This window comes from Streptomyces sp. NPDC047981, from assembly GCF_040653315.1.
Lineage (GTDB): Bacteria > Actinomycetota > Actinomycetes > Streptomycetales > Streptomycetaceae > Streptomyces.
This window is the reverse complement of the sequence record NZ_JBEZNQ010000045.1, coordinates 23,756-43,896: the sequence shown is the minus strand read 5'-3', so window position 1 is coordinate 43,896 and position 20,141 is coordinate 23,756. Positions and strand designations below refer to the sequence as shown.

16 protein-coding genes are annotated in these 20,141 nt (G+C 72.9%); 13 read left to right on the top strand and 3 right to left on the bottom strand.

Features of this window, described 5'->3' with window-relative positions:
- Positions 1-49: 49 nt before the first annotated feature.
- Positions 50-580 (bottom strand): TerD family protein, encoded by a 531-nt coding sequence (locus AB0E14_RS24980; protein WP_362422146.1) that lies wholly within the window; start codon positions 578-580, stop codon positions 50-52.
- Positions 581-719: 139 nt separating this feature from the next.
- Here AB0E14_RS24980 and AB0E14_RS24975 point away from each other — a divergent pair, with 139 nt between their 5' ends.
- Positions 720-1,325 (top strand): YdbC family protein, encoded by a 606-nt coding sequence (locus AB0E14_RS24975; RefSeq protein WP_362422143.1) that lies wholly within the window; start codon positions 720-722, stop codon positions 1,323-1,325.
- Here AB0E14_RS24975 and AB0E14_RS24970 read toward each other — a convergent pair whose 3' ends face one another.
- A complete protein-coding gene (locus tag AB0E14_RS24970) occupies positions 1,326-1,982 on the bottom strand; it encodes a TetR/AcrR family transcriptional regulator (protein ID WP_362422194.1) in 657 nt (218 codons plus the stop codon).
- A gap of 120 nt (positions 1,983-2,102) precedes the next feature.
- Here AB0E14_RS24970 and AB0E14_RS24965 point away from each other — a divergent pair, with 120 nt between their 5' ends.
- The 6 genes from AB0E14_RS24965 (at position 2,103) to AB0E14_RS24940 (ending at position 9,187) form a co-directional block, all read left to right on the top strand.
- Positions 2,103-3,713, top strand: a complete 1,611-nt coding sequence (locus tag AB0E14_RS24965) for an ABC-F family ATP-binding cassette domain-containing protein (protein WP_362422140.1) — start codon at positions 2,103-2,105, stop codon at positions 3,711-3,713.
- 33 nt (positions 3,714-3,746) lie between these two features.
- Complete coding sequence (locus tag AB0E14_RS24960; protein WP_362422137.1) at positions 3,747-4,406, top strand: histidine phosphatase family protein; 660 nt, start codon at positions 3,747-3,749, stop codon at positions 4,404-4,406.
- A gap of 12 nt (positions 4,407-4,418) precedes the next feature.
- Positions 4,419-5,330 carry an ADP-ribosylglycohydrolase family protein gene (locus AB0E14_RS24955; RefSeq protein ID WP_362422134.1) on the top strand — a complete coding sequence of 304 codons (912 nt, stop codon included), beginning with the start codon at positions 4,419-4,421 and terminating at the stop codon, positions 5,328-5,330.
- Positions 5,331-5,889: 559 nt separating this feature from the next.
- Complete coding sequence (locus AB0E14_RS24950; protein ID WP_362422131.1) at positions 5,890-7,530, top strand: DUF4173 domain-containing protein; 1,641 nt, start codon at positions 5,890-5,892, stop codon at positions 7,528-7,530.
- A 225-nt stretch (positions 7,531-7,755) separates the two neighbouring features.
- Positions 7,756-8,466, top strand: a complete 711-nt coding sequence (locus AB0E14_RS24945; protein WP_362422128.1) for a ribonuclease HII — start codon at positions 7,756-7,758, stop codon at positions 8,464-8,466.
- Between the two features lie 91 nt (positions 8,467-8,557).
- Positions 8,558-9,187 (top strand): hypothetical protein, encoded by a 630-nt coding sequence (locus AB0E14_RS24940; RefSeq protein WP_362422125.1) that lies wholly within the window; start codon positions 8,558-8,560, stop codon positions 9,185-9,187.
- A 144-nt stretch (positions 9,188-9,331) separates the two neighbouring features.
- On the opposite strand, the gene AB0E14_RS24935 is transcribed toward AB0E14_RS24940, so the two are convergent.
- Entirely contained in the window at positions 9,332-9,961 is a 630-nt protein-coding gene (locus AB0E14_RS24935) for a hypothetical protein (RefSeq protein WP_362422123.1), read from the bottom strand.
- Positions 9,962-10,314: 353 nt separating this feature from the next.
- Here AB0E14_RS24935 and AB0E14_RS24930 point away from each other — a divergent pair, with 353 nt between their 5' ends.
- The 6 genes from AB0E14_RS24930 (at position 10,315) to AB0E14_RS24905 (ending at position 19,964) form a co-directional block, all read left to right on the top strand.
- Complete coding sequence (locus AB0E14_RS24930; RefSeq protein WP_362422120.1) at positions 10,315-12,474, top strand: RecQ family ATP-dependent DNA helicase; 2,160 nt, start codon at positions 10,315-10,317, stop codon at positions 12,472-12,474.
- A 159-nt stretch (positions 12,475-12,633) separates the two neighbouring features.
- Complete coding sequence (locus tag AB0E14_RS24925; RefSeq protein ID WP_362422117.1) at positions 12,634-14,001, top strand: DUF4192 domain-containing protein; 1,368 nt, start codon at positions 12,634-12,636, stop codon at positions 13,999-14,001.
- A 115-nt stretch (positions 14,002-14,116) separates the two neighbouring features.
- Positions 14,117-16,171, top strand: coding sequence for a glycogen debranching N-terminal domain-containing protein (locus AB0E14_RS24920; protein ID WP_362422114.1), 2,055 nt, complete (start codon positions 14,117-14,119; stop codon positions 16,169-16,171).
- A gap of 109 nt (positions 16,172-16,280) precedes the next feature.
- The gene (locus tag AB0E14_RS24915; RefSeq protein ID WP_362422111.1) at positions 16,281-17,045 is read left to right on the top strand and encodes an NUDIX domain-containing protein; all 765 of its coding nucleotides are present in this window, start codon (positions 16,281-16,283) and stop codon (positions 17,043-17,045) included.
- Between the two features lie 119 nt (positions 17,046-17,164).
- Positions 17,165-18,916, top strand: a complete 1,752-nt coding sequence (locus tag AB0E14_RS24910; protein WP_362422108.1) for an ATP-binding cassette domain-containing protein — start codon at positions 17,165-17,167, stop codon at positions 18,914-18,916.
- 160 nt (positions 18,917-19,076) lie between these two features.
- The gene (locus tag AB0E14_RS24905; RefSeq protein ID WP_362422105.1) at positions 19,077-19,964 is read left to right on the top strand and encodes a FadR/GntR family transcriptional regulator; all 888 of its coding nucleotides are present in this window, start codon (positions 19,077-19,079) and stop codon (positions 19,962-19,964) included.
- Positions 19,965-20,141: the final 177 nt, after the last annotated feature.

The following is a 20,141-nucleotide window of genomic DNA, read 5'->3' as shown; positions in this document are numbered from 1 at the left end:
GAGCGGTGACTGAGAAGGGGACCGGCCTGGGGCCGGTCCCCTTTCTCGTTCAGGCGTTCTTGGCGCCCATCACCGCGGTGAAGGCCCGCGGGTCCGTGTCGAACCCGCGGAGCGCGGAGCGGTAGGACCAGCCCTCGGATCCGTCGCGTGTGAACTCCACGACCGTCGCCGCCGTGGCTCCGGCGACGTCCTCGAAGCCGTGGACGGCGAGCTCCGTGTAGCCCTCGGCGACCCGTACTCCGGTGTTGACGACATCGCCGAACGTCAGCCTTCCGGAACCCTGCTGTATGGCCACTCCCACCACCACGCGCGCGTAGTGCGGCGCGAGCCGGTTGAGCTCCAGGGTCATGGCCTCGTCGTAACCGAAGCCCTGGCCGGTACGGCTGTCCCTGCTCAGTGTGATCGTGCCGTCGGGGGAGCGGCTGTCGAAGTGCACCAGGTAGGCGGGCGCACCGTACGGATCGTCCGCCGTGTAGACCCCGGCGATGATGTCCAGATCGTGCGCCGAGGCGCCGATCGGACTGGGGTCCCACTTGAGCGTCACCTCGACCTTGCCGACCCCCTTGTTGAGTCCGCTCACCGTGAATTCCCTCTCTGCGTACGACTGGTACCGCGGGCCCGGTCAACTGCCCATGGTCTCCGACCGGTTGTTCATGGTGTCATGCGCACTCACCGCGAGAACCGGGTGGCGGAGGGTGAATGCCCCGTACCATGGCGCCGTGCTGGTCAAGTGGATTCGCTGCACCGTGGTGGACCGTCGCGGGTTCGAACGGGGGCAGCGGAAATGGGCGGGGCTGCTGGGTGAGCCGGGATTCCGGGGCCAGGGCGGAGGATGGAGCCGGGCACGGCCCGGTGTCGCCCATGTCTTCTCGTTCTGGGAGAGCCGCGCCTTCTACGACTCGTTCATGGCGCGATCGCACGACCGGCTCGCGGCCGCGCAGTCGGGTTCGTTCAAGGACCTCCAGGTCAAACTCTTCGACCACCGCTTCGACGTGAAGACCGGCTTCGAGCCCAGGTTCACGGATGCCGACGTGGCGCGGGTGGCGCACTGCCGGGTCCACGAGGACCGGGTCGAGCACTTCGCGCTGATGCAGGAGAAGGTGTGGAACCCGGCGATGGCCGGTTCTCCCGGGATGCTCCGGGGGGTGTTCGGCGAGGCGCCGGGCAACGAGTTCGTGGTGCTCTCGATGTGGAAGTCCGCCGCGGAGCACGGCAAGTACCGCGTGGAGCGCATCGAGCGGCTCGGGCTGCGGGCCCAGACGGAGGCCGACGTCGCGGCGCTGAGCGGGGACGTGGTGCAGCTCGAGCCGTCCTGGACGGTCTGATCACCCCTTGTCGGGCTCGGCTCCGCTGCCCGGGAGGACCGACGGAGGTACGAACGCCCCGGCCGCGACCGCGGCCAGCGTCGCACGGGCCGACTGGTCGGCCAGCTCGGTGTCGAGCGGCTCGCGCGTGACGAACAGGCGCAGGAACAGGGGGGCGGAGACGGCGCGCACGACCGCGCCCGCGTCGGTGCCTTCGGGCGCCTCGCCCCGCGCGAGGGCCCGGTCGACGACCGCCTCGCAGCGGCTGAAGCGCTCGGTGTAGAAGGCGCGCAGCGCCTCCGCGGCGCGCTCCGACTGGAAGGCCGCTCCGACGAAGGCGGTCGGCGCCGCCGAGAGCGCGGGGTCGGAGAACGAGTCGACCACCTCACGGGCCAGTGCCCGCAGGTCGCCGTCCAGACTGCCGGTGTCCGGAGCGGTCCAGGCGTCCTCGCCGGCCAGGTCCAGCGCGTCCGCGACGAGCCCTTCGAGGCTGCCCCAGCGCCGGTAGAGCGTCGTCTTGTGGACGCCGGAGTGCTCGGCCACGTACTCCACGGTCAGGGCCGGGTAGCCCTGCTCGGCCAGGCCCGTGAGAACGGCGTCGCGCACGGCGGCTCGGGTGCGTGCGGTACGGCCGCCGGGGCGGCGGCTGCCGGGCGGTGGCGGCTGGTCGTCTTCCATCGAGTTGTTCAATTGCTACTCCCGTTGCGTTAGTCGGTCGAGTCTGTCATAGTCTTCGTAACGCCACTGCGGTTGCATTTAGCGGTGGTCCTGCCGGCCCGACCCCCCTTGGAGGCGCCCTTGCCTACACAGATCTCTCTCCATGACGTGACCGTTTCCCGTGGTGACCGGCTGCTGCTCGACCGGATCTCGCTCACCGTGCGCCCCGGTGAGCGCATCGGGATCGTGGGTGAGAACGGGGCGGGAAAGTCCACCCTGCTCCGCCTGCTCGCCGGACTCGACGCCCCCGACGAGGGGGAGGCGGTGACCTTCACCGAAGGCGGCACGGGCGTGCTCGCGCAGACCCCGAGCCTGTCGGCCGACCACACCGTGGCCGACGCGATCGACGACTCGCTGGCCGAGCTCAGAGACATGGCGCGGCGGTTGCGGTCGAGCGAGGCCACGCTGGCCACGGCCGGAGCGGCGGAGCTGGACGCGTACGGAGAGCTGCTCACGGCCTACGAACTGCGCGGCGGATACGAAGCGGACGCCCGTGTGGACAAGGCCATGCACGGACTCGGACTCGCGTCAGTGGAGCGTGAGCGCACGCTCGGCAGCCTGTCCGGCGGCGAACAGGCCCGGCTCGGCATCGCCTGCGCGGTCGCCGCCGCGCCCGAGGTGCTGCTGCTGGACGAACCGACCAACCACCTCGACGAACGGGCCCTGGACTGGCTGGAGGAGGCCTTGCTCGCGCACCGGGGCACGGTCGTGGCCGTCTCCCACGACCGGGTCTTCCTGGAGCGGGTCGCCACCTCCGTCCTGGAGGTCGACGCCGACCGCCGCACGATCGTCCGGTACGGCGACGGCTACGCGGGCTTCCGGGCCGAGCAGGCCGCCGCCCGCCGCCGCTGGGAGCAGGCGCACGAGGACTGGCGCGAAGAGACCTCCCGGCTGGAGGCCTACGCCACGACCACCGCGCACGGAGTCGCGATGGGGCGCTCGATCAAGGACAACAACAAGATGGCGTACGACCGCGCGGGCGGCCGCGTCCAGGCCTCCGTCTCCGGTCGTGTCCGCAACGCCCAGGAGCGACTGCGCCGGCTCCGGGCAGACCCGGTCGCCAAGCCGCCCCTGCCGCTCGCCTTCGCCGCGCGACCCGTCGCCGGGGGTGCGGAAGGCGAGCTGGTGAGCCTGGCCGGAGTGCGCGTAGCGGACCGGCTGGCCGTCGACCGGCTGACGGTCGCAGCGGGGGAGAAGCTCCTCATCCACGGAGACAACGGCGCGGGCAAGTCCACGCTGCTCCGTGTCATGGCCGGGCTGACCGAACCGGACACGGGGGAGGTCCGCCGCCGTGGACGGATCGGCTTCCTCGCCCAGGAGATACCCGCACACCGCCCCGCGGAGCGACTCCTTGCCGCCTTCGGCCGGGGACTGGCACTCACCGAGGACGAGCAGGCCGAACTCCTCCTGTCGTACGGAATGTTCCGGCCGAGCGACCTCCAGGTGCCCGTCGGCAGCCTCTCCGCCGGGCAGCGCCGCAGGCTCGCGCTCGCCCGCCTGCTGGCCAGGCCGGTCGACCTGTTGCTGCTCGACGAACCCGCCAACCATCTGGCCCTCGGTCTCGTCGAGGAGTTGGAGGCGGCCCTCGACCAGTGGGACGGAGCCCTGGTCGTGGTCTCCCACGACCGACAGCTGCGCCGGCGCTTCACCGGCCGCATACGCCGGATGGACGCCGGGCGCCTACCCGACTGAGCCCGCGCGCACGGGGCGATCTAGGGTCGTGGCATGGCACGACCGCGACGCATCGTCCTCGTACGGCACGGAGAGTCCGAAGGCAACGCCGACGACACGGTGTACGAGCGCGAGCCCGATCACGCGCTCAGGCTCACCGAGACCGGGCTGCGGCAGGCCAGGGAGACAGGGGAGCGGCTGCGGGACCTCTTCGGGGAGGAGCAGGTCAGCGTGTACGTCTCCCCGTACCGCCGCACGCACGAGACGTTGCGGGAATTCCGGCTCGACCCCGAGCGGGTCCGGGTGCGGGAGGAGCCGCGCCTGCGGGAGCAGGACTGGGGGAACTGGCAGGACAGGGAGGACGTACGCCTGCAGAAGGCGTACCGGGACGCGTACGGGCACTTCTTCTACCGCTTCGCACAGGGCGAGTCGGGGGCCGACGTGTACGACAGGGTCGGGGCGTTCCTGGAGAGCCTGTACCGCAGCTTCGAGGCGCCCGACCATCCGCCGAACGTCCTGCTGGTGACCCACGGGCTGACCATGCGGCTGTTCTGCATGCGGTGGTTCCACTGGAGCGTCGCCGAGTTCGAGTCGCTCTCCAACCCGGGCAACGGCGAGACCCGGACACTGCTGCTCGGCGCGGACGGCAGGTACGTCCTGGACCGGCCGTTCGAGCACTGGCGTACTCCGGAACCGTACGGCCACACCGGATAGAGTGGTGAAGCGATGACCGCTGACTCCACTCTCGACCGGCGCTTCGAACGCGCCCTGGCCAGCCTTCGAGGACTGGCCGTGGGAGACGCCCTGGGCTCCCAGTTCTTCGTTCCCGTCAACTATCCGCTGCTCAAACGACGCGAGCTGCCCGAGGGCACCTGGCAGTGGACCGACGACACCGAGATGGCCGGCTCCGTCCTGGCCGTGCTCGTCCGGCACGGGCGGATCGACCAGGACGCGCTCGCGCAGTCGTTGGCCGAGCGCCACGACTTCGACCGGGGCTACGGCCCGGCCGTCAACAGAATGCTCCGGCTCATCAGGGAGGGCGGCGACTGGCGTGAGCTCGCCGCCGCGCTCTTCAACGGACAGGGCTCGTGGGGCAACGGTGCGGCGATGCGGATCGCGCCGCTCGGCGCCTGGTACGCGGACGACCCGGAGCAGGCGACCCACCAGGCCGAGATCTCGGCGTACACCACGCACCAGCACCGTGAGGCCGTCGTCGGCGCCATGGCCGTGGCCGCGGCGGCGGCACTCGCCGCGGATCCGGCGGGCCCGCCCACGCCCACGGACCTCTTGGACGGAGTGATCGCCCTCGTCCCGCGCAGCGCGGTCGGGGCGGGGCTGCGCCGGGCCCGCGACATGCTCGACTACGGCGACGCCGGAACGGTCGCGGCGGTCCTGGGCAGTGGGCGCCGCACCAGCGCCCACGACACCGTGCCGTTCGCGCTCTGGTCGGCTGCCCGCGCCCTCGGTGACTACGAGCAGGTGTTCTGGACGACCGCCCAGGTCGGCGGTGACGTCGACACCACCTGCGCGATCGCCGGCGGTGTCGTGGCCTCCGGCGTGGCCGGTGCGCCGCCCGCGTCCTGGCTGGAGCGCACGGAAGAGCTGCCGGACTGGGTGCCGTCCGCCGCCCGCCCCTGAACCGACCCCTTCCCGCAGTCCGGAACGGTGCGCGCTGTACCCCCGAAACCGGCCGACGAGTGTCACGGTCCTGACACAGCGTCGCTCGGCCGGGTCCGAACGGCCGGAGCGCCGTTAGAGTCGGCCACTCCGCAGCGCTGATCATGACGAGAGCGCGTCGACGCGACACCCGGACCGCAGCCCTCCGCCATCGAGGCACTGGATGCGAGCCGGGTCGGGAGGGGGTCCCGTGAACGAGATACCGTCCGATCCACCGCCGAAGGACGGAGCTCAGCCCATCAGCGAGCCCGCGCCCGAGGCGACCGCTGCCGGCTCCACGGCGGGGCTCGCTGCCGAGCCGAAGGCACAGACGCCGTCCGGGCCCGGGCCGGGGCCGGAAACCGGTCCGGCCCTGCCCGTCGGCTCCGCGCCACCCGTAGCGACCGGCTCCGCGCCGCCCGTTCCCCCTGGCCACGTAGCGACTGTGCCTCCTGGCCACGTAGCGCCTGTGCCTCCTGGCCACATTGCGCCCGTGCCCCCTGGCCACGTTGCGCCCGTGCCGCCTGGTCCTGTCGGGTATATGGCCACCGGTCCCGTACCGCCCGGGGCGTACCCGCCGCCGCACCAGCGGGCCATGGCGGCCACGGCGTGGCCGGGTGGCCGGCCTCCGCATCCCTGGGCGCCGCCCGCGCCCCCGGGCGACAACTGGCTCACCCGGCTGCGCCCCGCCGCGCCTGCCCAGGTCACCGCCGCGACGCTCTGCGCCGTCCTGGCCACCGCCGTGCTGAGCGCCCTGCTCCTGGGCGAGGGAATCGGCCTGAACCTGATGATCGTGGCCGCCCCCGCGGTCCTCGCCGCAGCCTTCGCCGCGCGGGCGGCAGGCCGTCGGCTCCGCCCCTGGACACTGGTCTGGGCGATCGGCGGCGGCGCACTCCTCGCCGTACCGGCCCTGCGCGACGCCGGGTGGCCGACCTTCCTCGCGATCGTCACCGCCCTCGGCGTGACGGCACTCGCCCTGCACGGCGGCCGGGGCTGGCCGAGTGTTCTCCTCGCGCCGCTCGGTCTGTTCGACTCCCTCGGCTCCGGAACCGGCTGGATCTGGCGCGGTGTACGGGACCGGGCGGAGGGCTCCCGAGGACGGTGGGGCCCCGTCGTGCGGACCGTCGGAGCGGCCGTCGCCCTGCTCGTGGTCTTCGGCGCGCTGTTCGCCGGCGCCGACGCGGCCTTCGCGGACCTGCTCGGTTCCCTGATGCCCGACATCTCGCTGGAGCAGGCGCCCTGGCGGCTCTCCCTCTTCCTGCTCGGCCTCTTCGGCGCCGTCGCCCTCGCCCGTACCGCCGCCGCGCCACTGCGCTGGGACAGGCTGACGATCCGCCCGGGCCGCGCCCGCGCACGACTGGAGTGGGCTCTTCCGCTCATCGTGCTCAACCTGCTCTTCGCCGCCTTCAACGCGGTCCAACTCGCGGTCCTCTTCGGCGGGTACGACAAGGTCCTCGAAGAGACCGACCTGACCTACTCCGAGTACGCCCGTCAGGGCTTCTGGCAGCTTCTGATGGCCACCCTGCTCACCCTCGTGGTGATCGGTCTCGCCCTGCGCTGGGCACCGCGGGCGGACGCGCGCGACCGCACGCTCGTCCGAGCCGTCCTCGGCACCCTGTGCGTCCTGACGCTGGTCGTGGTCGCCTCGGCACTGCGCAGAATGGATCTGTACGTGGACGCGTACGGGCTCACGCGGCTGCGCATCTCCGTGACCGCCATGGAGATCTGGCTGGGTCTGGTCATCCTGCTGATCATGGCGGCGGGGATCTTCGGCGCCCGGCTGCTGCCCCGTGCCGTGGCCGTCAGCGCGGCCGCGGGTGTTCTCGCCTTCGGCCTGGCCTCTCCCGACGCCTTGGTCGCCGAGCGGAACGTCGAGCGGTTCAGCAGCTCCGAGAAGATCGACATTTCCTACCTCGCCGGACTGTCGGCGGACGCCGTACCCGCCCTCGACCGGCTCCCCGAGCCACAGCGCTCCTGCGCCCTCCTGGACATCGAGGCGCGGCTGCGGGACGACGACGGAGGCTGGTACGCCACCAGCTGGTCGGAGGCGAGGGCACGCACGCTCCTTGCGGAGCGGGGCATCGAGCGGACCCCGGCCGAGTGCGGAGCGTTGACCGGAGCGGACGACTACGACCCCTACGAAAGAGGCGAGGGGACCGGCGACCCGTACGGCGCCCCCTGACGTTCGGAGCCTTCCGGACGGACGACACCCGCACCTCGGCGCTGTGCCGCGCACCCCGGTTCCTGCCCCGCTTTCGGGCGGCAGGGGGCCGGGGTGCCTGCGTTCCCGTCCCCCGTGATCGATCAGATCAAGCCGTCTCAGACCGGCTTCGGATGGCCCGTTCGGACATCGGAGGGGAATCCGGGTATCGCGGGCGGGGTCCACCGGCGTAACCTGTCTGGCGCCATGCCCTATGAACCACCTACTCACACCGTCGAGCGCTCGCTCCGAGCCACCACCGGCGCCAAGATCGTCGCAGGGGTAGACGAGGTCGGACGCGGGGCATGGGCCGGTCCCGTCACGGTCTGCGCGGCCGTGACCGGTCTGCGTCGGCCCCCCGAGGGCCTGACCGACTCCAAACTGATCACGCCCAAGCGTCGTACCGCCCTGGCCGCGGAACTCGAGAAGTGGGTCACTTCCTACGCCCTCGGCCATGCCTCCCCCGAGGAGATCGACGAGCTGGGCATGACCGCCGCCCTGCGGCTGGCCGCCGTGCGCGCGCTGGAGGGCCTGCCCGTCCGCCCCGACGCGGTGATACTCGACGGGAAGCACGACTACCTCGGCAGCCCCTGGAAGGTTCGCACGGTGATCAAGGGCGACCAGTCCTGTATCGCCGTGGCCGCGGCCTCGGTCATCGCCAAGGTCCGGCGTGACGCGATGATGGCCGAGCTGGAGGGCGAGTCGGAGGGGTGCGCGGGGTACGGCTTCGGCGCCAACGCCGGCTACCCCTCGCCGGTCCACAAGGCCGCCCTGGAAGAACGCGGACCGACGCCCTTCCACCGGCTTTCCTGGTCGTATCTCGACGCGCTGCCCCAGTGGCGGCATCTCAAGAAGGTCCGCATCTCCGCCGAGGCGGTCGCACTGGAGAGCGGGGGCCAGCTCGGCTTCGATTTCTGAACTTCCCGGCAGGCTACGGCCGACAGCCGGGTCGCACGATTGTGCCCACCCGCCGGAGCCCCGCGCACCGGCGTTTGATAGACATCCACCCATGCCTCTCATCCCCGAGGAGCCTCAGATTCACGAGAGTGCCCAGGGTCCCCGCGGCACGGCCGCAGGCCACCCCGCGCCGACCCCCCGTCCCGTACCCGGTCCGCGTTCCGCGGCCTCGCCGCGTCCCGGGCGTCCCGGCCCCGGACCGGCCAGGCCCGGACCGCCGGTGCCCCGCCCGCACGCCGCGGCCGCGCAGTCGCCGTCGGCTCGCCCAGAGAATCGTTCCGAGCAGCGGAGCGGCCCGCAGATCCAGCTGATCCCGGCCCCGGTCGACGGCGCGATCGACGCCGCCGAAGAGGCCGTCGATCTGCTCCTCGAGACCGGCCGCGCCCCCGGCGACGTCCTTGTTCTCACCACCGGCGAGCAGCACCCGTGGGCAGCGCACGAGCTGTCCTTCGGGGAGACCGCCTACTGGGCCCAGCAGGACGCCGGCGACGACGTGTTCTTCGCCGACGCCGACGCCGTGGAGCGGGCAGCCGCCCGGCCCGTGGTCGTGGTGGCGCTCAACGGCGGAACCGAGGAGGCAGTCGCCAAGGCGCTGCCCCTGGCGATGGGGCGCGCGAGCGCGCTGCTCATCGTCTGCGGCGACCCGCAGCGCATCAACGCCGTGCTCGGCGCGGGCGTCTGACGTCTGCTCGGGACCGCTTCCCGTGGTCCCGACCCGGCTGCCCTTCGGGGCGGCCGGGCCGCGGCCACGCCCCGGCGGCCGGTGTGCTCCGCCTCGGAGCGGCCGCAACGGTCGGAGCGCTCGAGGTGGTCGCAGTGGTCCGCCTCAGCGGGCCGCAGTCCTGCGCAGCGGTTCGGCCGCACCTCCGGCCGTACGGGGAGTCAGAAGACCGATCTCGGACGTGACATCGCCGAGCGGCGCGGGGCGCGAACCCGAGCCGGGGTACCGGCCGCCACGCCCTTCGCCCTGTACCTGCCAGCCGGTGCGCGTCAGGGTGATGTACGCGCCACAGCGCAGCCCGTGGAGCGTGCAGGCGTCCCGCAGGCCCCACATCCAGGCGCCGTCCTCCTCCGTCCACCGCTCGTCGCCGTCTCGGCAGTAGAGCAGCACCGCTGTCCGTACGGGTGTCCGGCGGCGCAGGTCGTGCGGGATGACGCGGCGCAGATGGGCGAGGAGCACGTTGCGGAACTCCCAGCCGTCCGCCGGTACCGGACGGCGGGTGAACGAGGCGCTGGCGGCGAGCCGTTCCTCGTGGTCGAGCACGGCGACGACCGCCGTCGCCGGTGTCGGACGGTGGCGGCTGTGCAGGCCGCTGACGACCTCACGGGGGTTGCGGAGCAGCGGGATCTCGGCCGCCGCCCACTCCGCCGGCTCCAGCATCCGAGCGAGGCGGCTGGCGGACTCGGTCGACGAGGTGATCGAACTGGCTGCGGACGGAGCGAATCCGAAGGTCACGGTCCTCCCTTCGGATACGCGCCCGCTGGGCGGGCAGGGTCGAGTGAGGGCGCACCACGGCACAGTCCTTCCGGACCGCGTACGGGGCCATGCCGGGCGGGTTCCCAATTCTTGCTGGCCCGTGCGCGAGCGGCAACGAGCAATTGACGCCGCTGACTGGAATGGGGCGGTATGCCACTCATATCCCTGCCCCGACACCCACTGTTCACTCGCCGTTTCACCTCCGGACGTCAGACATCAGGCGGAACGCGCCGGTGAGGCCTCGCTGACGTACGGGCCGAGAACTGTTCGCGGGCGAGGTGTCGCTCTGGGTGAATTGGCCGATTGTCGGTGCCATCCGGTTGCATGGAGTCATGGACAACCTGGAACTCCGTGCCGAAGCCGACATCATCCTCGCCGAGCTGGTGGGCGCTCCCCGAGGCTCCGCTCGGCTGCGGGAGGACCAGTGGCAGGCGGTGGCGGCCCTGGTGGAGGAGCGTCGCCGTGCGCTGGTGGTGCAGCGCACGGGCTGGGGCAAGTCGGCGGTGTACTTCGTCGCCACCGCCCTGCTGCGCCGCCGCGGGGCCGGTCCGACGGTGATCATCTCGCCGCTGCTCGCGCTGATGCGCAACCAGGTCGAGGCGGCGGAGCGGGCGGGGATCCGGGCGCACACCATCAACTCGGCCAACCCGGAGGAGTGGGACGCCATCTACGGGGAGGTGGAGCGGGGCGAGACCGATGTCCTCCTCGTGAGTCCGGAGCGGCTCAACTCCGTCGACTTCCGCGAGCAGGTGCTGCCGAAGCTCGCCGCCACGACCGGTCTGCTGGTCGTCGACGAGGCGCACTGCATCTCCGACTGGGGACACGACTTCCGCCCGGACTACCGCCGGCTTCGGGCCATGCTCGGCGAGCTCTCCCCGGGAGTGCCGGTACTGGCCACCACGGCGACGGCCAACGCGCGGGTCACCGCCGACGTGGCCGAGCAGCTGGGTACGGGCGCCGGTGAGGCCCTGGTGCTGCGTGGCACGCTGGAGCGGGAGAGCCTGCGGCTCGGAGTCGTCCCGTTGCCGGACGCCGCCCATCGCCTGGCCTGGCTCGCCGAGCACCTCGACGAGCTGCCGGGTTCCGGGATCATCTACACCCTGACCGTGGCCGCGGCCGAGGAAGCCACGGCCTTTCTGCGGCAGCGCGGCTTCACGGTGGACTCCTACACGGGCCGCACGGAGAACGCCGACCGGCTGCAGGCCGAGGCCGATCTGCAGCAGAACCGTGTGAAGGCGCTGGTGGCGACCTCGGCGCTGGGCATGGGCTTCGACAAGCCCGATCTCGGTTTCGTCATCCACCTCGGCTCGCCCTCCTCGCCGATCGCCTACTACCAGCAGGTGGGCCGTGCCGGGCGCGGCGTGGAGCACGCGGAGGTGCTGATGCTGCCGGGCAAGGAGGACGAGGCGATCTGGCGCTACTTCGCCGACACCGCGTTCCCGCCCGAGGCCCAGGTGCGTCAGACGCTCACGGCCCTCGCGGACGCGGGACGGCCGCTGTCCGTGCCGGCGCTGGAGGCGGCGGTCGATCTGCGGCGCACCCGGCTGGAGACGATGCTCAAGGTCCTCGACGTGGACGGGGCCGTGAAGCGGGTGAAGGGCGGCTGGGAGAGCACGGGGCAGCCGTGGGCGTACGACACGGAGCGGTACGCGTGGGTGGCGCGGCAGCGCAAGGCCGAGCAGCAGGCCATGCGGGACTACGTGAGCACGACGCAGTGCCGGATGGAGTTCCTCCGCCGCCAGCTGGACGACGAGGGCGCGGAGCCGTGCGGCCGGTGCGACAACTGCGCGGGTGCCTGGATCGGCTCGTCCGTCTCGTCCGAGGCGCTGACGGGCGCCGCACGCGAGCTGGACCGTCCGGGTGTGGAGGTCGAGCCGCGCCGGATGTGGCCGACCGGCATGCCGGCCCTGGGTATCGATCTCAAGGGGCGCATCCCCGCTGGTGAGCAGGGCTCCACCGGGCGCGCCCTCGGCCGGCTCTCGGACATCGGCTGGGGCAACCGGCTGCGCCCCCTGCTGGCCGAGAACGCACCGGACGGTTCGGTCCCCGACGACGTCCTGAAGGCGGCGGTGGCCGTCCTCGCCGACTGGGCACGCTCTCCGGGCGGGTGGGCGCCGAACGTCGCGGACGCCACGGCCCGGCCGGTGGGCGTGGTCGCCGTACCGTCGCTGCGCCGACCGCAGCTCGTCGGATCCCTCGCGCAAGGGATCGCGTCCATCGGTCGCCTCCCTTACCTCGGCAGCTTGACGTACACCGGAGCGCACGGCGCTGAAGCGGCACGCCGGAGCAACTCCGCGCAGCGCCTCAAGGGCCTGTTCGGTGCCTTCACGGTCTCGGACGAGCTGGCCGCCGCCGTGGCGGAAGCCGCCGGCCCCGTCCTGCTGGTGGACGACTGCACCGACTCCGGCTGGACTCTCGCCGTCGCGACCCGGCAGCTCCGCCGCGCCGGCAGCGGGCCTGTCCTTCCGCTGGTTCTCGCGGCTTCGGGGTGAGTGCGGGCACTCCGTCACCTGTCATGCCCCTATGCAAGCCGATGCCTCGGACATCGCGCCACCGCGCAGCCGGAGCTGTGGACAACCAGCGGACGGTCCGTCAGGGGAGTTATCCACAGGGCTTTCGGAGTCGGCGGTCGGCGCGAGACCGTCGTGACCATGAACACGAACCCGCACGAATTCCGTGGAACGCCCGAAAGTCAGCAGATCACGCTGCGCGGCCCCGCTGAACTGGCCGACGCGCTCCCGTTCATGCTCGGCTTCCACCCGACCGACTCCGTCGTCCTCGTCGCCCTCCACGGCGAGCACGGACGGTTCGGCGGCCGGGTCAGGCTCGGCATCCCGCGGTCCGCGAACGAATGGCCGTCGACGGCGGAACACCTCGCCGAGTGCCTCGTCGACGGCTGCGTCCGGCGCGGCACCCGGCCGGACGGCATCGTCGTCTTCCTCTGCCAGGACCCCGCGCCCGGTGAGACGGGCCGTCATGTGATGGAGCGGCTGAGCCCGTTCGCCCAGCGCCTGCGCACCGCCTGCGGTGCGCTCGACATTCCCGTCCACGAAGCGCTCTGCATCTCCGACGGGCTGTACTTCTCCTACTGCTGCCCCGACATCCGCTGCTGCCCGCCCGACGGGACACCCCTGGCCCTGACCGGCACGTCGGTCATGGCCGCCTCCGCCGCCTACGCCGGTATCCAGGTCCGGGGATCCCTGCGGGACATGGAGGCCCGGCTCACACCCCGTATCTCGCCCTCGGCGGAGGACGAACGGCAGCGCAAAGCCCTCAACGAGGCCGCCGCTGTGATCGTCCCCAAGATCTTCGACGGTCCGCCGGGAGCGGGCCGCGCCGACGTCAGGAAGACGACGCTCGGCCTCGCCCGCGAAGTCCTCCGGCGCTTGGACGCTCCGGCCGCGACACCCCTGCCGACCGACGGGCGTGGCCCTGCGACGGCGGAACAGGACGCGGCCGACGACGCGGCGATCGACGCCGACGAGGCCGCCGCGCTGATCCTGGGGCTCCAGGACCGGGAGACGCGGGACCAGGCCGCCGAGTGGATGGAGGGCAGTGAGGGCGCGTCGGCCCTGCGGCTGTGGCGCGTGCTGGCCCGGCGCTGCGTCGCGCCGTTCGGCGAGCACGCCGCCGCCCCGCTCACGCTCGCCGGCTGGGTGGCCTGGTCGACCGGGGACGAGCCGGCCGCGCGTGTCGCCCTCGGGCTCGCTCTGGCCGCCGACCCCGACTACGTCTTCGCTCGTCTGCTGCACCAGGCCTGCAACGAGGGCCTCGACCCCGAATCCCTGCGCAGTTGCCTGCGGCAGGAGCGTGGGTCGAGGACGGCGGCTCCGGAGCAGCCCGCCGCGCTCCGCCCCGTGAAGGCGGGGAAAGCGGTGAAGGCCGGGAGGGCCCCGAGGAAGGGGGCGCCGAGCGCGGGGACGCGACCCGGCAAGGGCTCCGGCCGGCAAGCACGGGCTGCCGCGACCCGGCCGGGCGGACCGCGCGGCGGGCAGCGCGGGACGAGGAGCGGACGATGACGCCCGTGACCAGGCCGCCCACGGCGGCGTTCACCTCTGTGGCGGAGCCCGACGACCCGTGCCGCCGACCCTTACCCGGCAGTACGGATCGCACAGAGAGCACCGCACACCACCCATGGCCTCCCGTCCCGCCCCAGCCCCCGGACTCCCGGCCGCCGGACAGGCACCGTCCGCCGGTCCGACGCCTCCTGCCGTGGCCCGACCGGGGGAGCCGCCCTCGGTGCACCACGCGCTCCTCTGCGTGGCCCTGCCCGCCCTCGCGATCTCTCCCGACCACGGCCAGCTCACCGGTAACGGCCTCGAAGGCGTCTACGTCTCGGGACGCCGTCTCCTCGCCCGCTCCGTGCTGCGAGTGGCAGGCCGCGAACCACTCGCGCTGCAGGGGCGCCAGGCCTCGGCGGACCGCGTGGTCTTCCTCGCGGCCGTCCGTACGGCAGGAGACATCGGACCCGACCCCGGTCTCACGGTCGAGCGCTCACGCGACGCCGACGGGACCGAGCGGATCACTCTGCGCAGCTCCGCCGGACGACCCCTCAGGCTCCCGGTGGAAATCGCTCTGGGCACGGATCTCGCGGACCTGGGCGCCGTGGCGGCGGGGCGTCCGGGACCCGAGATCGCCGCGAGCGTTCACGGCACGGGGATGCGCTGGACAGCGGGGGACGGACGGTACGCCTCCGTCAGCGCCGACCCACCGCCGACGGACGCGCTCGCCGCTGCGGGACTCCTCCGCTGGGAGATCGACCTGGCTCCCGGAGCCACCCGGACCATCGAGCTCAGGGTGCGGGCGGACCGTGCGCCCCGCCCCTCGGGAGCAGTCGGCGTCGGGACGGGACGACCCAGCGGGGTCGTCCTCGCGGAAGCGCGCGCCGAGGGCGACGACCCCCGGATCGGCGAACTGCTGCGGGTGGCCGTCGACGACCTGCGGGCGCTCCTGCAACGAGACCCACTGCACTCGAGCGACGTACACCTCGCCGCCGGAGTGCCCTGGCGCTGCGGACCCGCCACCGCCGAGGCGCTCTGGGCGGCGAGGATGGCCCTCCCGCTCGGCACCCGGCTCGCCGTCACCACACTCCGCACCCTGGCCCGCGGCCTGCTCGACGGGCCCGGGCAGGGGAGTGGCCGTATCCAGGGCCCGCTCAGGGACGCGGGCCCCTTCCTCCCCCCGCGTTGCACGGGCATCGAGGCCACGCTCGCCTTTCCCGCGGTCCTCGCCGAGGCGAGGCGGTGGGGGCTGCCCGAGCAGGACCTCATGGAGCTCCTCCCCGCGGCGGAACGATGCCTTCAATGGCTCCGCGCCGCGGCCGACCCGCACGGCTTCGTGCCGGACCCGGGGCCCGCCGGGCCGTGGCGGGCCGAGACCCAGGCACACGCCCACCGCGCCGCCGTGCTGGGCGCCGACCTGCTCGACGGCTGCGGCCGCCCCGGGGGTGATGACTGGCGGGAGTGGGCTCGTGTCCTGCGCGAGCGGTTCCGGGCGGCGTTCTGGCTCGACGACAGGTCCGGCGGCAGGCCCGCCGCGGCCTTGGTGCCGGGCGGCCGGCCGTGGACCCAGCTGGGCGGCTGGGCGGCGCACCTCCTCGACACCGGACTCCTGGGCGGTGGCCGGTTCGCTCCGGGTCTGCTGGACAAGGCCGCCACCGAGCAGCTGGCCCGGCTGCTCGGCACGCCCGCGCTCGACTCCGGCTGGGGGCTGCGGAGCCTGGGGGCCAAGGAGCCCGGCCACAATCCCCTCGGGCACCGGGCCGGAGCCGTGCGGGTCCACGAGACGGCGGTGGCCGTCGCGGGTCTTGCTGCAGCGGGGTACGAGCGAGAGGCGGGTTCCCTGCTGAAGGGCGCGGTCGACGCGGCGGAGGCGTTCGGCTACCGGCTGCCCGAGATGTACGGCGGCGGTGTGCGGACGACCGGGGCGATGCCCGTTCCCCATCCGACGGCCTGCCGGCCGGCGGCGGTCGCGGCGGCCGGCGCGGTCCACCTCGTGACGGCCCTCGTGGGGATCCGTCCGGACGCCCTCGGAGGGACCGTCGCCCTGCACCCCGTACGGTCGGCTCCACTCGGAGCCGTACGGCTGTCAGGCCTACGGGTGGCCGGGGAGCCCTTCGCCGCGAGAGTGAGCCGGCTGGGCCTCGGCATGGTCGAGGAGGCCTCCGAGGGCCTCCAGCTGGGGGGCTGACCTGATGCCGCCCCACAGCACCGGCGTGGTCCCGGGGGAGCGAGAAGAAGTCGACGGCGATGCGCGGGAGGGGCGTGTTTATCGTCAGGAAGACGACTATGATCACGGCATGCCTCCCTACGACCCGTCGGCCTTTCCGCCCTTCGCCGTCACTGTCGATCTGGTCGTGCTCACCGTGCGGCGCCATGCCCTGTGCGCCCTGGTGGTACGGCGGGGAGAGCCGCCGTTCCAGGGCAGGTGGGCCCTGCCCGGCGGATTCGTCCGGGCCGACGAGGACCTGGGCGCCGCCGCGGCGCGGGAGCTGGTGGAGGAGACCGGCCTCTGTGTCCACGACCCCGGCGCCCCGGCGCCCATGCCGGCCAACGGCGCCCACCTGGAGCAGCTGGCCACCTACGGCGACCCGGAGCGCGACCCCCGGATGCGGGTGGTCAGCGTCGCGCACCTGGCGCTCTCCCCGGATCTTCCCGCCCCGCGCGCGGGCGGCGACGCGAACAGCGCGCGCTGGGCCCCGGTGGAGGAGCTGCTCGGCAAGGACGGATCTGTGGACGACGGGCAGGCCGAGCCGCTCGCCTTCGATCACGCGCGGATCCTCGGTGACGGCGTGGAGCGCGCCCGCTCGAAGATCGAGTACTCCTCGCTGGCGACAGCCTTCTGCCCGCCGGAGTTCACCGTCGGTGAGCTCCGCCGCGTGTACGAGGCCGTGTGGGGCGTCTCGCTCGACCCGCGCAACTTCCATCGCAAGGTGACCGGTACGCCCGGCTTCCTGGTTCCGGCGGGCGGCACCACGACCCGTCAGGGCGGGCGTCCCGCACAGCTGTTCAGGGCCGGCGGGGCGACTCTGCTCAACCCGCCGATGCTCCGCCCCGAGGTCTGAGCACCTCGCTCCTGGGCGACCCGTGGCCCCAACCCTGCGCCAAAAGTCCGAAATATAGCGTTATCTTGCTTCGGTAGCCGCCCAGCCGCGGAGCGGTCTCACCTACCGCGAGAGAAGCGATGCTCCAGGCCATCGGACTCACCAGCAGCCCCCGCCGCGACCGCCCGCCCGCCGTCGACGATCTCACCTTCGACGCACCACCCGGTCAGGTCACCGCCCTTGTCGGCCCCGCCGGAGCCGGGAAGACCACCGCGCTTCGGCTGATGCTCGAACTCGAGCCCGGCCGAGGGGTCACCTACTTCCGCGGCCGCCCGCTGCAGCGCATCGCCCACCCCGCGGGCGAGGTGGGGGTGCTGTTCGGCGACGTTCCCGGACATCCCTCGCGGACTCTGCGCAGCCAGTTGCGGATACTGAGCGCCGCGGCGGGGGTCCCCGCGTCCAGAGCCGACGAGATGCTGGAGTACGTGGGACTCGCGGGCCTGCGCGACCAGCGCATCGGACGGCTCTCCCGGGGCATGGACCGCCGACTCGGCCTCGCCTCGGCCCTGTTGGGCGACCCGCACACGCTGCTGCTCGACGAGCCCGGTGCGGGGCTCTCCGTACGCGAACGAGCCTGGCTGCACGAACTGCTGCGCGCCCACACCGCCGAGGGCGGCACCGTCCTCTACACGACGGAGGACCCCAAGGACGCGGCCCGCCATGCCGACCGGATCGTGACCCTCGACAAGGGGCGGCTCGTCGCGGCCCAGGCCGCCGCGGACTTCGCGCACACCCGGCTCCGGCCGCGCGTGGCGGTACGCACGCCGCACGCCGCGCGTCTCGCGGCAGCTGTCACCCAGGAGGCACGGGCAGCGCGCCGTACGGTCGAAGTGATCGCCGAGCGGGGCAACCACCTGTCCGTCTACGGCAGTGACTGCGCCGCCGTCGGTGAGACCGCCTTCCGGCACGGCGTCCTCATCCACCGGCTGACCGACGAGGTGGGCGACACGGCCCCTGTCGACGTCGGCCACGATCAGCCCGGCGACACCGACGCGGCGGAGTCGCGGCAGCCGGACCCCGGCTCGGCGGACCCGCGGCCGGCGGAGCGCCGGCGGCCGGCCCGTTCGCCGTTGCGTCCGCTGCGGTACGAGATCCGCAGACTGCTCGGCGTTCCGGCGACACCCCTCGTCGTGGCGGCGGTCCTGGTCGCCTCCGTGGTGATCTCGCTGCTCCTCGCGCGCAGTGGCCGGACACCCATGCCGACCGTGCTCGCCGGCTGGCCCGCCCTCTCGCCGCTGCCCCCCGCCGCCCTCGGGGCGGGGCTGCTCGGCGCCTTCTCGTTCGGTGACGAATACCGCTACCCGGCGCTCACGACCGGCCGGGGAGTCGTTCCGCGCAGGCTGGGGCTGCTCCTCGCGAAGCTCGCGGTCGCGGCGGCCACCGCCCTGGTCCTCGCGGTCCTGGTCGTGGTGGCCGACCTGGAGGCGCTGCGCCTCGTCTACGGCGGTGAGTTGATTCCCGTACCGAAAAACTGGCCGACTCTGTGTGCGAGTTGGCTCGGTCTCCTCGTCGGCTGCGCCTGGGCGGGGGTGCTCGGTGCCGGGGTCTTCAGGGTGGCGGCGGCGGGAGTGGCCGCGGTGCTCGCAGTGCCTGTCGTGGTGGCCCCGCTGCTGAGCCGGACGACCTCGGGCCGTGCGGGCCGGTCGATCGCCGGACTCCCGGGGCGGCTGAGGGAATTCGTCAGCATGGAGTGGCCGGTGGCGGCCGACCGCTGGCTGCTCGGCGCGCTGCGGGTGGTCGCGCAGCCCGTGGGGGTGGCGCTCGCGTTGGCGTTGACCGCACTGCTCTGCGCGTACGTGATCACCGGCCTTCACCGCAAGGCGCGTTGGTGATCACGTGCGGATCGAATGATTCCGTTTCCCTGGCAACTCACTTAGAAATGCCCGGCTATGTCCGAATAATCGTCAATTGTGTAGGGGGTGCCGATCACCCTTTCGTGTGCTTTTCACCAAAGACCTCAAGGGTCACGAGGGCAACGCCGACAAAGGATGCGTGAGTACCCTTGCGCACACCATGATGACCGCCGCCCGTCCCGTCGACTCCGGCCTCGGCGCCCCGGGCGATCTCGATCGATACCCGTACGCGGAGGCGCCCGTCGCCGAGCGCGGGGGTCCGCCCTCCTGGGAAGGGGTGGAGACGGACCTCGGCCGGGTCGGTCGTCGCAGCGCCGGCAGCCGTGGGCGTGGACTCCACGGCCAGCTCGTCCAGCAGCTGGGCCAGATGATCGTCTCCGGCGACCTCGGCGCGGACCGCCCGCTCGTTCCGGAGGAGATCGGCCAGCGCTTCGAGGTCTCCCGCACGGTCGTACGGGAATCGCTGCGCGTGCTGGAGGCCAAGGGCCTGGTCAGCGCCCGCCCCAACGTCGGCACCCGGGTCAGGCCCGTCAGCGACTGGAACCTGCTGGACCCCGACATCATCGAGTGGCGCGCCTTCGGCCCGCAGCGCGACGACCAGCGTCGCGAGCTGAACGAGCTGCGCTGGACGATCGAACCCCTCGCCGCACGCCTCGCCGCAGGTCATGGCCGTGAGGACGTCCAGCAGCGGCTCTCCGACATGGTCGAGATCATGAGCCACGCCTACGCGCAGGGGGACGGCATCACCTTCTCCCGGGCCGACGCCGAGTTCCACTCCCTGCTCATCCAGCTCGCCGGGAACCGCATGCTGGAGCACCTCTCCGGCATCGTCGCCGCCGCCCTCCAGGTCTCCGGCGGTCCGGTCACCGGCTGTGACCGCCCCGGTGAGTCCTGCCTGACGCACCACGCCCGTATCGTCGACTGCCTCGCCACCGGCGACGCCCAGGGGGCCGAGGCGGCCATGCGCCAGCTGCTCACGGTCCACCCCGAGGTGGAGCGCGTCGTGCCGGCTCCGCGCGAGCACTGACCAGCGGGCCGCGGCCTGGCGCGCGAGGCGTACGCACCGCGTGCCACCGGAGCCGTGCGGAACCCGGGGATCATGGTGAGATCCGGGGCCGCGGGGGCTCCGGTGGCGCGAATGTGCGACGAACGTCCGTTCTGGCCGCTTTCGTCGCACATGGGGTGTGACTCGGGCCACGCGGAT

Coding starts and splice junctions, on each gene's coding strand:
- AB0E14_RS24970 (WP_362422194.1), bottom strand. CDS start 1,982: ATGGAAGACGACCAGCCGCCACCGCCCGGCAGCCGCCGCCCCGGCGGC.
- AB0E14_RS24960 (WP_362422137.1), top strand. CDS start 3,747: ATGGCACGACCGCGACGCATCGTCCTCGTACGGCACGGAGAGTCCGAA.
- AB0E14_RS24955 (WP_362422134.1), top strand. CDS start 4,419: ATGACCGCTGACTCCACTCTCGACCGGCGCTTCGAACGCGCCCTGGCC.
- AB0E14_RS24950 (WP_362422131.1), top strand. CDS start 5,890: ATGGCCACCGGTCCCGTACCGCCCGGGGCGTACCCGCCGCCGCACCAG.
- AB0E14_RS24945 (WP_362422128.1), top strand. CDS start 7,756: ATGCCCTATGAACCACCTACTCACACCGTCGAGCGCTCGCTCCGAGCC.
- AB0E14_RS24940 (WP_362422125.1), top strand. CDS start 8,558: ATGCCTCTCATCCCCGAGGAGCCTCAGATTCACGAGAGTGCCCAGGGT.
- AB0E14_RS24930 (WP_362422120.1), top strand. CDS start 10,315: ATGGACAACCTGGAACTCCGTGCCGAAGCCGACATCATCCTCGCCGAG.
- AB0E14_RS24925 (WP_362422117.1), top strand. CDS start 12,634: ATGAACACGAACCCGCACGAATTCCGTGGAACGCCCGAAAGTCAGCAG.
- AB0E14_RS24920 (WP_362422114.1), top strand. CDS start 14,117: ATGGCCTCCCGTCCCGCCCCAGCCCCCGGACTCCCGGCCGCCGGACAG.
- AB0E14_RS24915 (WP_362422111.1), top strand. CDS start 16,281: ATGCCTCCCTACGACCCGTCGGCCTTTCCGCCCTTCGCCGTCACTGTC.
- AB0E14_RS24910 (WP_362422108.1), top strand. CDS start 17,165: ATGCTCCAGGCCATCGGACTCACCAGCAGCCCCCGCCGCGACCGCCCG.